At 33.5% G+C, this 17680-nt stretch carries 17 protein-coding genes; 9 read left to right on the plus strand and 8 right to left on the minus strand.

The features are described 5' to 3' along the window. Positions 1-60 precede the first annotated feature (60 nt). The 4 genes from SD960_RS00230 to SD960_RS00245 form a co-directional block, all read right to left on the minus strand. Positions 61-657: a hypothetical protein gene (locus SD960_RS00230; protein ID WP_318800161.1), complete on the minus strand. Its 597-nt coding sequence runs from the start codon at positions 655-657 to the stop codon at positions 61-63. A gap of 190 nt (positions 658-847) precedes the next feature. Further along, entirely contained in the window at positions 848-1204 is a 357-nt protein-coding gene (locus tag SD960_RS00235) for a nuclear transport factor 2 family protein (protein ID WP_318800162.1), read from the minus strand. Positions 1205-1222: 18 nt separating this feature from the next. Beyond that, positions 1223-1594: a hypothetical protein gene (locus tag SD960_RS00240; protein ID WP_318800163.1), complete on the minus strand. Its 372-nt coding sequence runs from the start codon at positions 1592-1594 to the stop codon at positions 1223-1225. A gap of 112 nt (positions 1595-1706) precedes the next feature. Next, positions 1707-2261, minus strand: coding sequence for an AAA family ATPase (locus SD960_RS00245; RefSeq protein ID WP_318800164.1), 555 nt, complete (start codon positions 2259-2261; stop codon positions 1707-1709). A gap of 207 nt (positions 2262-2468) precedes the next feature. Here SD960_RS00245 and SD960_RS00250 point away from each other — a divergent pair, with 207 nt between their 5' ends. The 9 genes from SD960_RS00250 (at position 2469) to SD960_RS00290 (ending at position 13561) form a co-directional block, all read left to right on the plus strand. Further along, positions 2469-3047 (plus strand): RNA polymerase sigma factor, encoded by a 579-nt coding sequence (locus tag SD960_RS00250; RefSeq protein ID WP_318800165.1) that lies wholly within the window; start codon positions 2469-2471, stop codon positions 3045-3047. Positions 3048-3212: 165 nt separating this feature from the next. Then, a complete protein-coding gene (locus tag SD960_RS00255; RefSeq protein ID WP_318800166.1) occupies positions 3213-4052 on the plus strand; it encodes a FecR family protein in 840 nt (279 codons plus the stop codon). A 138-nt stretch (positions 4053-4190) separates the two neighbouring features. Next, on the plus strand, positions 4191-7424 hold the full coding sequence (locus SD960_RS00260) for a TonB-dependent receptor (RefSeq protein ID WP_318800167.1): 3234 nt from the start codon (positions 4191-4193) through the stop codon (positions 7422-7424). Positions 7425-7849: 425 nt separating this feature from the next. Then, a complete protein-coding gene (locus SD960_RS00265) occupies positions 7850-9154 on the plus strand; it encodes a hypothetical protein (protein ID WP_318800168.1) in 1305 nt (434 codons plus the stop codon). A gap of 83 nt (positions 9155-9237) precedes the next feature. Further along, complete coding sequence (locus SD960_RS00270; protein WP_318800169.1) at positions 9238-10092, plus strand: T9SS-dependent choice-of-anchor J family protein; 855 nt, start codon at positions 9238-9240, stop codon at positions 10090-10092. A gap of 57 nt (positions 10093-10149) precedes the next feature. Further along, complete coding sequence (locus SD960_RS00275) at positions 10150-10944, plus strand: hypothetical protein (protein WP_318800170.1); 795 nt, start codon at positions 10150-10152, stop codon at positions 10942-10944. 53 nt (positions 10945-10997) lie between these two features. Further along, complete coding sequence (locus tag SD960_RS00280; RefSeq protein ID WP_318800171.1) at positions 10998-12359, plus strand: S41 family peptidase; 1362 nt, start codon at positions 10998-11000, stop codon at positions 12357-12359. Positions 12360-12391: 32 nt separating this feature from the next. Beyond that, entirely contained in the window at positions 12392-12682 is a 291-nt protein-coding gene (locus tag SD960_RS00285) for a hypothetical protein (RefSeq protein ID WP_318800173.1), read from the plus strand. A 354-nt stretch (positions 12683-13036) separates the two neighbouring features. Further along, positions 13037-13561, plus strand: coding sequence for a hypothetical protein (locus tag SD960_RS00290; RefSeq protein WP_318800174.1), 525 nt, complete (start codon positions 13037-13039; stop codon positions 13559-13561). A gap of 38 nt (positions 13562-13599) precedes the next feature. Here SD960_RS00290 and SD960_RS00295 read toward each other — a convergent pair whose 3' ends face one another. From SD960_RS00295 to SD960_RS00310, 4 genes are all read right to left on the minus strand, one after another. Beyond that, positions 13600-14163 carry a hypothetical protein gene (locus SD960_RS00295; RefSeq protein ID WP_318800175.1) on the minus strand — a complete coding sequence of 188 codons (564 nt, stop codon included), beginning with the start codon at positions 14161-14163 and terminating at the stop codon, positions 13600-13602. A gap of 222 nt (positions 14164-14385) precedes the next feature. After that, complete coding sequence (locus SD960_RS00300; RefSeq protein WP_318800177.1) at positions 14386-15231, minus strand: helix-turn-helix domain-containing protein; 846 nt, start codon at positions 15229-15231, stop codon at positions 14386-14388. Between the two features lie 311 nt (positions 15232-15542). After that, positions 15543-16538, minus strand: coding sequence for an SDR family NAD(P)-dependent oxidoreductase (locus tag SD960_RS00305; RefSeq protein WP_318800178.1), 996 nt, complete (start codon positions 16536-16538; stop codon positions 15543-15545). Between the two features lie 162 nt (positions 16539-16700). Next, on the minus strand, positions 16701-17672 hold the full coding sequence (locus SD960_RS00310; RefSeq protein WP_318800180.1) for a phytanoyl-CoA dioxygenase family protein: 972 nt from the start codon (positions 17670-17672) through the stop codon (positions 16701-16703). Positions 17673-17680 lie beyond the last annotated feature (8 nt).

Genomic DNA, 17680 nt, shown 5'->3' on the forward strand with positions numbered 1-17680 from the left:
AAAGAAGTTTTTCTTTTTTTCCCGTTAATTAATTGAATTAATAATCTATAACTCTAAACTTTATTCTTTATACAAAATAATAACCGCTTTGTAGCCTGTACCAACATTCCATTGGCTCGATTCAATAGCTACTCCCTGATCATCATAGACCTGAAATTCAGCTGTATTTGGCGAAGCAGATCCTTCGTTTAAAGCTTCAAAATCAATTTTGTTGATACCTTTTACCAAAGTTATTTTGAAACCCTTAAATTCTCCATCAAGAGAAACTTCCGGTTCAATAACTTTATCATTAAGATATACTTTAATTTTATCACCATCTACAAAAGCGGCATCTCTGTAACGTATTGTCGATGTAATCGATTTTGTTACAAATCCTCCTAAATATTCATTTCGACGATAATAAATTCCCGGTACATTGGCTTCTCTTTTATATAAAACATTATTATTAAAAAGTTCATCCGGATTAATTTTTAAAGTAACCGGTTCTTTTGGAATTGTAGGATCGTCTGCTTTTGGTGCATCTTCCGTTGGCGGAACAGCTTCTTTATTGTCTAAATTTTTAGATTGGATTGGTTTATTTTTATTGTTGAGTTCGTCCTGTGCATATCCATGCATTGAAACACTAATGATGATAATCAAAAACAATATTTTTTTCATACTTTTTAAATATTTTAATCTCTTTATATAAACATTTAATTCTGGCATTTATTGCCTTTAAGAGAATTGGTTTTTTAATAATTAAGGAAAAGATGGTTTTAAAAAACTTTACCAGATTTACGTAACATTAAACCTTAATTAAAAGCATGAAATTTTAGATCCATTACGACTTTCAATTTAAATATAAGTTTCAGGATTTAGGTTCAATAACAAAAGCGTTTAATTGAGCCATTTTTGCATCCCTAAATTTCCAGACGTCGCAGTAATTGTAAGTTTTTATACTTCCGTTTTCATCTTTCATTTTGATTTTGCCAATTGCGATAACAAAGTCATCTTCGGCCACTAAATTTGCAACTTCAAAATTTGGCGGCTCTTTGTAGGCTGTTTTCATCCACGTTCTAACGGCTTCTTTTCCTTTTAAAGTTTGCTCGCCGGTAAATGTCCATTCGGTATCATCGGTGCAAAAGGCCAGAAAGCCTTCATTGTCGCCCTGAGTAATGGCTCTGTTAGCCTTTTTTAGAATTTCTTTGTTATCAATTGCGCTCATACGATTCTAAAATCAGAATTAGTCAATTTTATAACCGTCGTCAGCAAAAGTTTCCGGTTCACGATCGTTTTCGTCGTAATCTTCCACTAAATCATCATCGAGATCGTCTGCGTCTAAGTCATCTTCGTCTTCCTCCAGATCATCTTCTTCAAACTCATCTTCATTTAATTCGCTGTCGTCATAATTTTGTTCAAGATCTTCCTGATCGTCTCTTTCAAGCGCATTCGAAAATTCACTGTCTAAATAACTCTGATCTTCGTTTAGAAGCATTTCCTGCTCAAAAGTATTTTCGTCACCCATATGTTGTTGTTGGTATTGATCAACATAACTTTGGTTTTCTTCTGTATTATTATCGTTTTGATCGTAATATTTGTTGCTATCTGTTGTCATAATAATGGTTTTTAAAGTTGATTTATTATTGCTGAATTTCAGCATTCAATCAAAATTAACTTCAAAGGCAACAAATTGTCTTATAGCATTAACAGAAAAATTTATTTAATTATCATTGTTTATTGTTTATGCTTTTTATCTTTTCAAGGATAAGTGCAATTCTTTCTTCTACAGTTAAGTCACCGAAAATTTTTAAAATCGGAAACGGAATGGTTTTGAGCCACTTTTCGTGAGCATTAAAATTCCGGCCTGCAATACCGGTATGATTATCATAATCGGTTGCCCATTCTATAAAGTTTTCAAATTGTTTAATTCTGGCCGGATCGGTATAAATAATATTTCCGTATCGTTCAAATTCTCTTTTCTTTAATCTTTCAATTCTGATAGTAGGAGGAATCCAAAGAAAAACTATCAGGTCAAAATCAGGAAATGCATTTTCTCCCCATTCAAAAATTGATCCGCCTAAAATCCAGCCTTTTAAATTATTCAGGTCTGTTTTTATGGTTGCATTTCTTTCATCAGGATTTCGTTTTACTGTAAAAGGCGGTTCGGTAGTTTCCCAAAAATAATTATCACTATCAAAATAAGTCAGATTTAATTTTTCGGACAATATTTTTCCAGTTGTTGTTACGCCGCTTCCGGAGGCGCCAAAAATGTGAATTTTCATCTTTCAGAATTGCTGCTATTAAACCTCAATATTACAAAATCTTTTATTGTTTGGAGTTTACAAAAGCAGACTGGAATTGATATATCACCAGAAATCAAAAAAGAATTTGCGAATATTAATAAATTATTAAATGAATAAATCGAAAAAATATCAATAACCGTTTATCTTACATTTGTAAGGGTCTTCTTTAACAATTAAAATTGCGTCATGAGTTCTAATTTGGTATTAAGGTTACGAGAGGGAGATGATTCCTGTTTTAGAGAAATCTACGATTTATATCATTTTAAAGTATTTTGTTTTGTCAAAAAATATACTGCACAACTGGCAGATTCAGAAGATGTTACTCAAAACGTCTTTATTCATCTTTGGAAATATCGCACAAAATTAGACCCAGAAGTTAGTCTGGAAGCCATTTTATTTAAAAGTTCGAAACAAGAGATTTCGAAATGGTATAAAAAACAAAACAGGATTTTTTCTGTAGAAAACGAACAGTTGATTAAAGAGTTGGATTCTCCCTCAGAATCAGACGATGATATTGATTTAAAGCTGGAACAAATACAATTATTACTGGATCAAATTCCTGAAAAAAGAAGAAAAATTTTCAACCTCCACAAGTTTGAAGACCTAAGTTATAAAGAGATTGCTATCGAAATGAATATGTCACCAAGTGCGGTTGCAAATCAGATATCAAAGACATTGCAGTTTCTTAAAAAGAACTCGGTGCAAAATCATGAATTGTATTGGTTTGCGTTGTTTTTTATGAGTCAGCAAAACCTGATTCTGTAATATTCTGCAGTTTTCGGGCATTAAATAATGTTATTGCAAATCTTCTTTTACATTAAGAAAACGTTAATAGTAATGTTGCCCTATGATATTTGATTCATTGGAAATCTAATGTAGTTGTATCGATAAGATTAAGTTTAATTTTCAACAACAAACATTTAAATTGTAATGAAGTCAAAAAGATTAAAAGACGAATGGAATGCAATACCAAACAGAGGAATTCTTCCTGGTGAAACTTCATCCCGGATGTGGAAGAATATTCGAAATGTTACTGTTGATAAATACAAAAACTTTTATAATTGGACGGCAGTTGCCTGTGCCGTATTTGTTCTTGGAATTGGCGTTTATAGTTTGATGCCTCAGACGAAAATTGAAATTGCTTCGACAAAAACATTCAATAGAGATATTCGGTTGTTGAATTTGCCTGATGGTTCACGCGTCTGGCTGAATGAAAATACAGAAATTGAATATCCCAAGGAATTTACAGGAAAAGAAAGAACGATTACTTTAAAAGGAGAAGCTTTTTTTGAAGTAAAGCGCGATCCTTCGCGTCCTTTTGTTATTAGCTCCGGACCTATAAAAACTACTGTTTTGGGTACTTCTTTTAATATTAAAGCCTACAATCACCATCAGCCGGAAGTTAATGTGAGAAGTGGAAAAGTAAAAGTAGAAACGGAAGAAAATACGATTTTCCTCTTACGTGGAGACAAAGCGGTTTATGGCTCCGGAACTTCGATGGTGTTTAAGGAAAAAACAAAAGTTTTGGAACCAGAATGGAAAAAAGTGCTGATGTACGTTGATGATTTGACACTGCAAGAGGTGATTACTAAGTTGCAAACAGATCATCATTTTGAAGTGACTTATCTCGATGAAGATTTACGAAACTTAAAAATGCAGGGAACGCTGGATACGAGACAAGGTTTTTATGAAATGCTGCAGACTATTGCATTTGCATTGGAAATCAAGATTCAGTCTACAGGAAATAAGACTTATCTCATTAGTCACTAAATATAAATTACAAACATTTTAGAATACCATTTTAGCCAAAATCAACTTTGCGCTACAAGACAAGTATTGCAATATTTTAAAATATTAACCCAAAATATCATATAAAAATTAATTCTAATAAACTAACAATTATCAATTATGAACAATGATTTTTCCAGGCAGTTTGCCATTTGGATTTTGTTTTTCGGTTTCCTTTTAGGAACGCACACTATGTATTCGCAAACCGGTACCGTTTCGGTTGATTTTAAAAATTCTACGCCTCAAAAAATAATAGATAATTTAAAATCCCAGACTCCGTATCAGTTTATCTATCAAAAAGATCTCGATTTGAGTTTGCCATTGGTTACATTAAAAAAAGACAATGTTTCTATCGATGAAATTTTGACGGATTTGCAAAGTATGACCAATTTAAATTTCAGAAGAAATCAAAATAATATAGCCGTAAACAGTAAAGATACGGGCAAAAAAAAAAAGAAGGGAAAAGTAACGGGTAAAGTCGTTGATGTAAACGGACTTTCGCTGCCGGGCGTAAATATTAAAGTTGCGGGTCTTAATTATGGCGTACAGTCTGATATCGACGGTAATTATATTCTGGAATTGGAACCGGGAGATTATACCATCGAGATAAGCGCTATTTCGTTTCAAACACAAAAAATTACGGATGTCAAAGTGCTTGAAGATCAGGAAACGCCATTGGTTGTATCACTAAAAGAAGATACACAATCATTGAAAGAAGTCGTGATTATTCAGGATTATAAAAAAGCTACAGCTTCGGTTGAAGGAATGTTGCTGCAGCAAAAAAAAGCGCCTCAATTCTCTGATGGTATTTCTGCCGAACAAATTGCCAGAACGCCGGACAGAGACGTGGCAAGTTCATTAAAACGTATCACGGGAGTTACAACTGTGGGCGATAAATATGTGGTGGTGCGCTCTATGGGCGAAAGATGGAACCAGGCTGTTATGGACGGAATTGCCCTGCCAAGTACAGATGCCTATCAGCAAAACTTTTCTTTTGATATTATTCCAACTTCGATTGTAGAAAGTATTGTAGTGAGCAAATCTGCCACTCCGGATATGTACGCGAATTTTGCCGGAGGTTATGTGGAGATAAAAACAAAAGATATTCCAAAAGAAAATTTCACCAATTTTTCTATCAGTACTTCATACAATAGCAGAAGCACGTTTAAAGAACGACTTACCAAGCAGGAAGGGGATTATGACTATTGGGGATTTGATGACGGGAGACGTGATTTTCCTAGTGCTGATAATCTTACAGCTGTAAATACAAATAGTAATGAAGCAGACCCGAGTATTTCTATTAGGGAATCAAAACAATTTACACAGGATAATTTTACTACTTATAAAACCTATGCTGCCCCGGGTACTACACTTCAATTTGGTATTGGACGAAATTATAAATTACAAGATAATAACAAATGGGGATTTACAGGGTCTTTAATTTTTAAGAATACACAGGAAAAATTAGATATAGAGCATACGGAAAGAGGAAAATACAAAAGCAATTCAGAGTTTTCGGCAGAAAACGAAACTGCGGCATATTCTACCTTTAATAAATATGGGTTTAAGAATTCCGGTGCCACTTATAATTTTAATTCGACTTTGGGCGGGATGTTTAATGCGGCAATTCAGCTTGATAATCATAAAATCACAACCCGTAATACTGTAATGCACATTTACAACAGTCAATTAACCCAAATTACAGGCTGGGATAACGGAGTTCCGATTGATGATATACTAGATAGAACTACATTGGCCAGAACGGCAGAGACTAATTATCCGGTTTATACGACTTTTATTCAGAATAAAATTGAAGGAAATCACAAGTTTAATAAGCTTGAAATCAACTGGTACGGAGCTTACGGAAATGTAACCAAAGATACCAAAGACGCTACATTTCTAAATATTCAAAGAAAAAAAGTGGGAGACGACATACTGGTTTATTACGATGTTTATAATGCTACTCAAAATATTAGGAGGAGTAATTTTACGAACGATGAGATTGATTATAATGCGGCCATTAATTTTAAATACTCTTTTAATTTTAGTGATTCTTTTACAAACGATGTCAAAGCCGGTTACTTCGGAACTTATAAAAAAGCAACCAACCAGCAGGTATCAGTCAAATTAGAAACCTTCGGACAACAAACTGACCGCGCTGATCTTTATGGTTCGCTGACACAATTTCTGGACGGATCCAATTATTACTACGGTGGTTATGGCTGGTTTGGCGGTTTTAAATATGGTAATCAATATGTTGGAGATGTCAAAGTGCATTCGCCGTTTTTAATGCTTGACAATAAAATGGGCCGTTTTGTACGCTTTGTCTGGGGCGCCAGGGCAGAAAGTTACCTTTACACACAAATTGAAAGTCAGTCTATAGATGCCGGTAGTTTTGATCAGGAACAAAAAGATGATAAGTTATGGCAATTTTTACCCTCAGCCAGCTTAATTATTAGCCCTACTAATAAAATGAATGTTCGCTTAGGATATAACAGGTCTGTATTGCGTCCTCAGTTTGCAGAACGTTTAAGCATCCCCTATTTTGATCCTATTCGTTCTTATTTTATTTATAATTATACCGGTGGAATTGTTTCAAGTGTAGCCAATAATTATGATTTTAAAATGGAATGGTTTCCTTCCGGTGGCGAAATTTTGTCCTTTGGTGTGTATCATAAAGATATCGATAATCCTATTGAAAGTGTTGGGGCATTAAGTACCTCTGCAGAGAGAAATGTTTATAACATAAACTCTTATGATGCTAAACTTTGGGGTTTTGAAATAGAATTTTATAAAAGTCTTTCCTTTTTAGGCGAAGGTCAAACCCTAAAAAACTTGTTTATTAACGGTAACGCTACTGTCAATTCCACCAAGGTAAGATCGTATCAAAGATTAGACGGATCCGGTATTCTATATGAAGCAAACAGACCGTTGTACGGGCAGTCGCCGTACAGTTATAATTTTGGTTTAGACTATGTGGGTGAGCGTTTAGGTTTTAGTATTAAGCATAGTGCGGTTGGCGATCAATATATATTGGTTGGATTTGATTACGGTGCCGAGGAAATTCGTAAACCTTATGGTATAACAGATGCGCAGGTGAGTTATAAATTCTTTAAAGAAAGAAACCTGGAATTAAAATGCAGCCTAAAAAACCTGTTTGATTCCAGTATAGAAACCTACAACAACCTTAATAGTTACAGTAAAATACAGGATGTCCCTATAGGTTCTAACCCAAGAGCCGGATTTGGACTAGGAGCCGGAGCGACGGATAAATATGATCAGGATATTGATCAGGAATTATTTAAAGCTAAAAATGGCAGGACTATAAGTGTATCCATTAATTATTCATTTTAAAAATTTCATAATCAGGTATAGGATTTTGCTGCTTTATGGCGGTGATTGTTATGCATATTAAGAAACCGTTAACAATAAAATCAGGGGATGATATTTTGATTTTTGAAACGCTAATGTATTTAGTTGTAAGTATTAGATTTCTTTTTTGTTTAGTGCATGAAGCAAAAATGGAATAAAGTACTTTAAGATGTTCTCTAAATAATTTGATATAAATTTTAGAAGAATGGAAAGCAAACCTTTTACTGCGTTAAAAAAATCCTATGAGTAAAAGACGGAATATTAGGTATAAACGCCGATGGTAAAGCGGGATCGTTTATAGAAAACAACTTTACCAAAAAAGAGAAAGACCTGAGGAAAGATATTTTGCTGCTCTCTCCAAAGGCCTAGTTTGTAATTGCAGCAAATATAGAATTAAATAAATTATTATGAAAAAATTTTTTCTATGTGCAATGATTGCTCTGGCTGTGAGCTCTTGCCAAAATGATGATTCAACTGCTGATTCTTCTTTTTCTATGAAAGCTGCTGGTGCCGATTACAGTGGATATCCTGGAACAGTACAAACTGTTAGTGGTGATATTACAACAAACACTACCTGGACAAGCGATAAAGTTTGGGAAATTGAAGGTGTAGTTCGTGTAAAATCTGGTGCTACATTAACCATTCAGGCAGGTACATTCATTAAGGCAAAACCTTTAGCGGTAGGAGTTGCTACAGGAGTTCTTGTAATTACTAAAACAGGTAAAATTGATGCACAAGGAACAGCAACTGCTCCAATTATTTTTACAAGTTACAATTTATTAGATGGCGCTGCTACTACAGCTACTCCCGGAGATTTTGGAGGTGTTGTTATCTTAGGTGATGCTGTTGTAAATAACGGATTAGATAATAACATTATCGAAGGATTGGGAGATCAGCCTAATCTTCCTGATTTCTACTACGGAGGTTCAAATAACGCTCATAATGCGGGAACTTTAAAATATGTTCGTATCGAATTTGCCGGACGTATTATAACTACATCTCCTGATATAGAAATCAACGGATTAACATTTGGTGGAGTGGGTTCTGGTACAACAGTTAACCACATTCAGGTATCTTACGGAAGAGATGATTCATTCGAATTTTTTGGAGGAACAGTAAGTGCTACACATTTAGTTTCTTTTGCACCGGATGATGATAACTTCGATTTTGATCTTGGTTATACAGGAACAATTACAAAAGCGATTGCAATTGCCGATAGTAACTCAAGCCACAGTTTAAGCAGCGGAAATCCTGATTCTAACGGTATTGAGTTAGATAATAATGCTTTAGGTACTGCTACAACGCTTATTACACGTCCGGTTCTTAATCAATTATCTATCATTGGTGTAAGCTCAACTACAGTTGCTGACTTATACGAAAATGCTATTCACGTACGCAGATTAGGACAAATAAGTTTGACTGATGCAACTGTTACAGGATACAACACAGGAGTTAGATATGAAGCTCCATCAACTCAGGCTAATTCTTCTTATTTAAGAGTATCAATCCACGGGTTTGATAATGTAGCGCTGCCAGCAGGAACAACTTTCTCAGGTTTGGGTACAAGTATTTCAACTGCAAATCCAGCTCCAAAATGGGGTCTTACACAGCCTTTCTTTAATGATGGCGCGCTTAATTTAACAGGTAATACAGGTGCATTTAAAACTGAGGCTCTTTGGACTAACACTTGGACAAAGTTTACTAATTTTTAATTTATACAGAGGTTAATTATTAAAACTACATGGGCAGATCTGTATCTGCCCATGTTTTAAAATAAAATTTAAAATTTAAAAAAATGAAAAAAAATCTACTTTTAGTATTATTTATAATGATGACAACAATAGCATCTGCTCAATTTACAATATGGGAAGATGATTTTGATGATGCCGATGCTTCTGACTGGACTTTATTAGACAGAGATGGAAATGGCAGCAATTGGTTTACAAGAAAAAACATTCAGGTTGATCCAAATACAGGTGCTATTGTAGGCGGTAATGTTGATGTTTTAGGTACATATAATATAGATTTTGATACATTAGGATATTTACCCACTACAGAAGATAATTTTGCAATATCACCTGCCATAGATGCTTCCTTTTATTCTGGAAAACTATCCTTAACTCTACATGCACAACCTAGTATTTTTGATAGTAATCAAGATCTTTTTATATATGGTTCTACTTCGCCAGATCCTACTACATTTACACTTATAAGTACAATAACCTTAGAAAGAACATCAACTGAAGAAGCAGAATTTAAAGATTACACAGTTGATATTTCTGAATTTACCGGAGAAACAGCAGTTTACATAGCATTAGGAACTAAACTTGGTTTTCCTTTTATTGGTTACGAAATTGATAAAATCTCTGTTACTGCCGAAACACTTTTGGGTGTTGATGATGTTGAATTAGAATCTCAGATTTGCAGAATAAACCAAAATCCGGTGCAGGAAAGTTTACAATTACAATTGGCAGAACAATATCAAAACGAGGAAACAGCATTAAAAATCTATAATGCAAACGGAATTTTAGTTAAAGAATCTCCATACAAACCAGAAAATTTATCAGTTAGCGATTTGCCAAAAGGCTTTTATTTCCTTGCCGTTTCTAACAATGGTGTTTCTAAAAAATTAAAGTTCATCAAAAAATAAATTCGGAATTTTTATCATTTCCGATACTTAAAACCTTTACAATAAATAAAACTCAATATGAAGAATATCTTGACAAGAGTACTAATTTTCTCTATCATAATTGCATTTTTTGAATCTTGTACCAACGACGAATTGATTCCGTATTATGGTACAGAAACCAATTTACCCGGAAAAGTCGTAATAACAGGTTATAGCGCCCTGAATGATTCTATACAAATAAATGTAAACGGAAAACTTATTGAAATAGGGAAAGAGAAAGATAAAAAAACAGCTTTCACAAAAAAAATTGAGACAGAGTATCAGTTTGTTTATTTTGGGGATAAATCAAAAACTTTTGAAATAACCGAAAAAACAACAAAAAAGGTTTTACACAGCTATAATTTTACTGCCAAAAAAACCATTGATACAATTTCGTTTTTCGCAAAAGAAAACATCTGGATAGAGAACATTTCAGCAATAAAGCCAGGTGTATTAAGTAAAACAGGAAATACGGGTTATAAATTTATATTTCCTACTCAAAATTTATATTCTAAAAGCGGATATGAAGGAAACCTTGACGGAATCCTGCGTAAAATTAACGGCCAGACAATTGGTAAAGTTGAGAATATCAACAAAGATCAATTTAGTTCTTTTATTGAATTTCAGTATAGTTCGCCTCCAACAATTTTAATGGAATTGGTAAAACATGGAACAACAGAATCGTATGTTCCCGGAAAAAAAGTGATCGTTATTTTAACCATGTCTGTTAACAAATCTAAACTAATAGTTTTAGATGAAAAACCAGATGCAAACGGTGCTTTTGCCAGCGTGGACGGAAATTTAAATTTGGTTGATTATTTTGTTTTTAAATAAAGAAAATAATATCGGGAATAATAAAAATTGAATTCATATTTATAGATTTTAAAATGAAAAATAAAGCGTTAAGCTATCTTTTTTATGGCATTATTCTTTTGATAGAAGTTATCATTCTTTCTTCCTGCTCTTCAGATGACCCCGAGCAGGTTTACACAGAAGGAACAAATGAATACACCAATGAATGGATGTACGGGCAAATGAAAAAATATTACCGTTGGAATGACGCTATGCCAAATCAGGGCGATTTATCAGTAAATCCCAAAGAGTATTTTGCAAGGTTATTAAAAGCCGATGATGTTTTTTCGTATGCAATGCATCCCGCTTTACCGGAAACCGCACCAAAAAGCCTGCGGCAAAAATTTGGATTTGATATTTCGTTTATGGAATATCAAGGCAAGGTTTTCGGCGTAATTTTATACGCATTGTATGATTCTCCGGCCAAAAATAATGGTTTGGCGAGAGGACAATTAATAACAAGTATTGACGGTGTCGAATTAACCTTAAATAATTATGACAGCCTCTACAAAAATATGGCAGCAGCAACGCAATTAAACTTGAAATTAATTTCATACTCAGCCCAATTGGGATTTTACAATGAAAAACAAGTTGCTATTTCTCAGGGTTTTTCGTTTACACAGCCACTTTTAAGCCAAGTTATTACAAATGGAAACACTAAGATTGGTTATGTCGAAATTCCGCATTTTGATGTTGGAATGGCACAATTATTCCTGCAGACATTTCAGGAACTAAAAAACAAAGAAATAACAGAACTGGTTTTAGACCTACGCTACAACGGCGGAGGAGATATAGCTTCGGCAACAGCATTAAGTATTATTTTGGCTCCCAACATAAAATCAGGCGATTTGTTTATAGAGTTTGAAGGAAATAAAAATGGTGGTGTTGTAAAACAGTCTTTTCAGCAGGCATTAGAAAGTAATGAAAAAAATATAAGTTTTGAAGCGCTTAAAAACACGCATCCCAATATTCAGAAAGTATATATTTTATGCGGAAAACATACTGCATCGGCTTCAGAAATAATCATAAACAATTTAAGTCCGTTTATAAATGTAATAACGATAGGCGAGAAAACCGTTGGTAAAGATGTTGCGGGATTTCCTGTAGAAGATGACAGGATTTCGGGTAAAAAAGGCTGGGTTTTATATCCTTCAATCTATAAATTATTTAATGCAAAGCACGAAGGAGGTTATGCTGCGGGAATAAATCCTTCAATTAATACAGACGAACTTGAAAATCCTGAGGTTTTTGCTTTAGGAAACCGTTCTGAAATTTTATTAAATACAGCAATAAATGCAATATCAGGAAACACAGGCAAAACAAAAATGGTAAAATCGCAAACATTACCGCTTTCAAAAATTTATACCGATGCCGATCCGTTATTGGTTACTCCGTAAATTAAAATTTCCATTCAATATCCAGAATTACTATGCAAGGAATAAGCTCTGCAGAACATCGAATTTTATTGGCCGCATTCCGTAAATTTGAGTACATGTCAAAAATTGCCGGAGACAAAATAGGAGAGACGGAAGATGCAAAAACAAGAAAAGCAATGGAAGAATTGGACTTGCTTTATGACAAATTCCAAATCTTATTTGGCGAATTGGAAAAATGCACCAGAGATTATGAAATCAAGAAAAAATCTACACGAAGCATCATCAACAAAAGCATCCGAAAATTAATGCCCGCGGTGCAAAACGAAAATGATACGATCAATTAATTGAAAACCATTTAAAATTTTTAAGTGGTTTTTTGCTTTTTTAGCTTTTTCAGATTCACCACTTATTTTACTAAAAATTTATTTATATCATATAATATTTGTTATAATATATATTTATATCTCTTTTAGTTTAGATTGCCTTTAAGGTCGAAAAATAAGTTTGTAATAAAATATAAATATTCAGATTATCAATTATTTAAGGTTTTCAATGTTAAGCTTTCACTCAAACTAAAAGCTTAACATTGCACGATGTGTATTAACAGTATATTTGTTAATAATTTGATAACATTAAAATAAAGTAAAAATAACTTTAATGCTAAAAACCACGTAAAATCCTAAAATAATACATGCCGCATGAAAGAAAAAGACATTACAAACACCCAGGAGCAAACAGAAAACAGCAATTTGATTTCTACTGATGAAAACACTACTAATGTTGAAGCAGGAAATGAAATAATTGCTGAAGAAACTGAAACCAAACCTGCAAATACAAAAAAGAAACCCGCTGCCAAAGTTGCTAAAACACCAACAGTTTCAACAACAGAAACAGCAGAACAAAATGAAGAAGCGGTTTCTACTGAAGTTTCAACAGAAACTGAAGAAATTGCTTCAGAAGAGGGAGATAAATCTAATACTAAAAAGAAGAATAAAAAGATGAAAGAAAAGGAAAAAGAAAAAGAGAAAAAGAAAAAACAAGTAGCTAAGAAAAAAGAAAAAGCGAAACTGGATAAAAAGAAAGACAAAGCTAAAAAAGCAAAACAAAAAGCGAAGGCGAAAAAGAAAGCAAAAGCGAAAAAAGCAAAAGATAAAGCAAAAGCGAAAAAGATTGCTAAAAAGAAAGCTAAAAAATCGAAGTCAAAATCGAAAAAGAAAAAATAAAAAATACGCCCTGAATTTCAGGGCGTATTTTTTTATAGCTATTTCAGGGTGGCATTTTTTAACTTTACCTGTTTGATAAGATGTAATGAATCTGTGATAAGTGATTTAATTTCCAAAGAAGGAATTTTGGCAATTTCCGCAGCGTTTTTTGTTAGTCCGTCGATGCTCATTTTAGCAAATAAAAGATCACTTTCAAACGATCTTAATATCGAATTTTCTAAAATGGTATTCTTTTTATAGTAATAAATCGCATTATGTAGATCTTCAATTTGTCCGGTAAAATCAAGAATAGCTTTTTTTGAAACCGCCCGACAATAATAGCTCGAAAAGTCCAAAGGATTCGCTTCAATTGCCTTGTCAAAATCTTCGATCGCATTGTAATGATAGTCCATTTTTTGCAGGCAATTTGCTTTTAATTTATAAGCTTCATGATAAGAACCGGAGCTAATAGCGTTTTCTAGATGAATGATAGCTTCCTGAAACTGGTTTGCAGCATAAAGTTCTTTTCCTTTTTCAAAATGAACAGATTCTTCGCTGTTAGTAATAGATTTTGAAAATTTTCCTCTAATTTTTTCAAGCGTTAAATTGTTGAACCACTTCATATCTTTTGGTTTTTGGTTGGTCATAATTGTATTAGCAAGGAAACGATTTATAAAATTGGGGAGAATTTAAAGATAATTAAAATTTGGAATATTTGGAGTTTATTGTCGAATATAATATAATATTTTGAAAAAAAAAGAGATTATAAAGTATTGTTAAACATTGTTTTAGGAGACGAGAATCGCGTGATGTACTGATATGAAAGAGATAAACACAAATTTGTTTTACACGATCAAATCTCCATTTTTAGTCAATACGTTGAGGTTGGCAGTAAGTAATTCTGTAGCAGTATAACCAAATTGTTTTTTGAAGGCAAAAGAAAAATGAGAAAGGTTTTCAAAGCCAACTTCATAGCAAACATCTATTGCTTTTTTCTTGTTTTTTGTCAGCTCATAATGGGCCAATTCTAATCTTTTTGCCGTGAGCCATTTTTGAGGCGTAGTATTAAAATACTTTCTAAAATCTCTGTTAAATGTCGATAAACTGCGGCCGGTTAAATATCCTAATCTGTCTAATGGCATATTAAACATAAAATTGCGTTCCATAAAATGTACCAAGTCAATTTTTCCGGGTTCCTCAAAATTAGCGAGAATAGTATCTATTTCCTTATCAATAGTTCTCAAAATAGTGATCGCTTCGGTTATTTTGAGTGAAGCAATATCTTCCGGAAGTTCCTTCATATCAAAATACGGAATCAACGAAGTAAGACAGCTTTCTAATAACGGATGATTATTGTAATAGTTTATCTTTGGAGAGATGGAAGTTTTGGGCTTAATATCGAGATTGGCATAAAAATCTTTAAGTCTGGAAGTCGTTAAATGCATTACCACCGTTTTGTGCGGCTCACCATCTTTTGGATAATTGATAATAGTGGCCAGCTGATTTCTGGGAATAAGAAAAATATCTCCTTTTTTAAAAATATGAATAGTATCTGCCTGAACAATTTTTGTTTCACCGGAAATAAACCATACCAGCATATGCTCATCGAATATGATATCTGATTTAAAAAACTTGTCTTCATAAGAAGAAAGCTTAATATCCGGAGTTATATATTTTGCCTCAAATTCCATTTGTCTGCGATAATTTGTTTTATAAAAATAGATGAGGTTAAATCAATAATTTTTTGGCGAACACATTACCAAATTTACTAAAATTAACCCGTTGGATGCAATTATTTTTAACACATAGAACCATAGAATTATTGAACTCAAAAAAGGCGTTTCACTTTCATTAATACATCCCGATAGTTATCGGGCTATGTGTGAGAAACGAGTTTCTTTTTGAATTGCTTTTTTCAAAAACATATAATCTATGTTTCTATGTGTTTAATTAAAATATTTAGACATTACGCCCAACGGCTTAAAGTCGTATTTTAAGTTCATTAGTTAACTTTAAATGCAATTCCGCTCATTTTTTCACTAAGCAGCCACAAACGTTTGGCATTATCTTCATCAAGCGAATATAGTTTGACACCCGAAGACATTGAAGTTTCTGTGGCTATTGGAGCAACCTCAACATCTTCGCAGTAAACACCTCCAACAGTATCCAGAAGAGAAGTTGTGGCACACCACACAGTTGTTGCGGCCCCTTGCGGAATCTTTTTTAAGTTGGCTAAAATCTCTGGCAAAATAGCACCATTTGCATCACAGAAACCCATTTTTTGAAATAATTCTAATGATGCTTCCCTGGCAAGTTCAGTTCCATTAATAGATCCCGGATGCAGAGAATAAGACCTTACACCAAATTCTTTACCACGATTATCCAGCTCAAGAGCAAATAAATTGCAGGCTGTTTTGGATTGCCCGTATGCCTGTAAAGTCTCGTATTCCCTGTATAGGAAATTAGGATCATCAAAATCGAAAGGAGCAAACTGATGTCCCTGCGATGATACATTTATTACCCGTGCCGAATTGGCTTTTTTTAATGCAGGCCACAATCTCGCTGTAAGCTGAAACTGAGCTAAATAATTTGTAGCCAATTGCGATTCGATACCGCGATTGTCTCTGCGAAAAGGAACCCACATAATGCCTGCATTATTAATAAGTAAATGGAAAGGTCTTCCTGACTGCAAAAAATTTTGTGCAAATGCATCGATAGAATCAGGATTCATCAAATCCATTTCAGCCAATTCTATATTAGGAACATTCTGTAAATTCTTTTTTGCTTTTTCAATATCTCTGGCAGGAACTATTACTGTTGCTCCGGCAAAGGCAAGAGTTTTGGCAGTTTCTAAACCAATACCTGTATTTCCACCGGTTACAATAGCAATTTTACCTGTAAGATCAATTCCTTTAATTACATCATTTGTAGTTGATTGTGCATTAAATCCGGATCCAACCCGATTTTGCATCGCTCCCTGATAATTATTACTTTCCATTTCTTATAATATTTAGTTGATTATTATAAGACAAAGTTATTGGTAAGTTCAAGTACTGAGTTTGTTCAAAATGTCATTTTACTTTGTTTAAAATGTCATTTGTTTTTGATTAAAAAGATGTAGTAATTATTTGTGCCGAAATAAAAAAACTTTTTAAAATAGCTACACCCATTCTCCAGAAGTATCATAAGCATCTGGTAAATAGGTAAGATACTGAACCATTCTTGGCTTTTCGCCCTTGTTTGGCGTTGCACAATGCGGCAGCGCATTATTCCAGATTATAAAATCGCCGGCTTCACCAATTATCGGTTTCGCTTTTAAGGTTAAAGCTTTTTCTCTTGGATTTTCATTTGGTAAAAGATCATTTAACCAATCATTTATACTATTATGAAATCCCGGAACACAATGAAAAGCACCATCATTAATACCACAATCACTGAGATAGAGTAGTCCCTGCAATCCAAATTTTATGGGCTGCTTTAAGCTGGTATCCCAATGAAGCGGACTTCCTAAAAAACGAAACTCTTCCGTTTCGGGAGGATTAAAGCTTACTTTGTCTATCGTTTTGTATATTTTGTTTGTTTTATAAAGCTGCTCGTAAGCTTTTTTTATTCTTGGAGAAATTCTGTTTTTGTTTAAAGTTTCATGATTCGAAAAATTAAGCATTAGTCCCTTTTGATATTCGTGTCGATTATACCAGCTTTGTTTATCATTGGGATCCATTTTTAAGAAATCCCAAATGGCTTGTTGGGTATCTTTACAATCTTGTTTTGAAATAGCATTTTTTAGAACAACATAACCGTTTTTATTCCAAAATTGAAGATCTTGTTCTGAAAGCACTTTATCTTCAAAATCTTCAACATTAGTATTTTCATTTTTTAGCCTATTCGTAACCCATGTTTTAAAAGTTTCAAAATCAGGTTTTTCAAAATACAAAAACTGCAAAACATCTTCTATACTAATACCCAATTGATATAAAGTTTTAATTTCACTGTCCCAGGTTTGGGTAGTATTTGCAGGAGTATGGCTGGAGGGATGCAAAGTACGTTCCCATAATTTTTCAAGAATTGTCCAGGGCATGGTTTTTTGGTGGTTTATGTTTGAAATTGGTTGTTTAATTTTTAGTAATTTCAAAAATAAGT

This window comes from Flavobacterium sp. MMLR14_040, from assembly GCF_033657265.1.
Lineage (GTDB): Bacteria > Bacteroidota > Bacteroidia > Flavobacteriales > Flavobacteriaceae > Flavobacterium.

Excerpts from the sequence above, each read along its gene's own strand:
- SD960_RS00230 (WP_318800161.1), bottom strand. The coding sequence starts at position 657 with ATGAAAAAAATATTGTTTTTGATTATCATCATTAGTGTTTCAATGCAT.
- SD960_RS00235 (WP_318800162.1), bottom strand. The coding sequence starts at position 1,204 with ATGAGCGCAATTGATAACAAAGAAATTCTAAAAAAGGCTAACAGAGCC.
- SD960_RS00240 (WP_318800163.1), bottom strand. The coding sequence starts at position 1,594 with ATGACAACAGATAGCAACAAATATTACGATCAAAACGATAATAATACA.
- SD960_RS00245 (WP_318800164.1), bottom strand. The coding sequence starts at position 2,261 with ATGAAAATTCACATTTTTGGCGCCTCCGGAAGCGGCGTAACAACAACT.
- SD960_RS00250 (WP_318800165.1), top strand. The coding sequence starts at position 2,469 with ATGAGTTCTAATTTGGTATTAAGGTTACGAGAGGGAGATGATTCCTGT.
- SD960_RS00255 (WP_318800166.1), top strand. The coding sequence starts at position 3,213 with ATGAAGTCAAAAAGATTAAAAGACGAATGGAATGCAATACCAAACAGA.
- SD960_RS00260 (WP_318800167.1), top strand. The coding sequence starts at position 4,191 with ATGAACAATGATTTTTCCAGGCAGTTTGCCATTTGGATTTTGTTTTTC.
- SD960_RS00265 (WP_318800168.1), top strand. The coding sequence starts at position 7,850 with ATGAAAAAATTTTTTCTATGTGCAATGATTGCTCTGGCTGTGAGCTCT.
- SD960_RS00270 (WP_318800169.1), top strand. The coding sequence starts at position 9,238 with ATGAAAAAAAATCTACTTTTAGTATTATTTATAATGATGACAACAATA.
- SD960_RS00275 (WP_318800170.1), top strand. The coding sequence starts at position 10,150 with ATGAAGAATATCTTGACAAGAGTACTAATTTTCTCTATCATAATTGCA.
- SD960_RS00280 (WP_318800171.1), top strand. The coding sequence starts at position 10,998 with ATGAAAAATAAAGCGTTAAGCTATCTTTTTTATGGCATTATTCTTTTG.
- SD960_RS00285 (WP_318800173.1), top strand. The coding sequence starts at position 12,392 with ATGCAAGGAATAAGCTCTGCAGAACATCGAATTTTATTGGCCGCATTC.
- SD960_RS00290 (WP_318800174.1), top strand. The coding sequence starts at position 13,037 with ATGAAAGAAAAAGACATTACAAACACCCAGGAGCAAACAGAAAACAGC.
- SD960_RS00295 (WP_318800175.1), bottom strand. The coding sequence starts at position 14,163 with ATGAAGTGGTTCAACAATTTAACGCTTGAAAAAATTAGAGGAAAATTT.
- SD960_RS00300 (WP_318800177.1), bottom strand. The coding sequence starts at position 15,231 with ATGGAATTTGAGGCAAAATATATAACTCCGGATATTAAGCTTTCTTCT.
- SD960_RS00305 (WP_318800178.1), bottom strand. The coding sequence starts at position 16,538 with ATGGAAAGTAATAATTATCAGGGAGCGATGCAAAATCGGGTTGGATCC.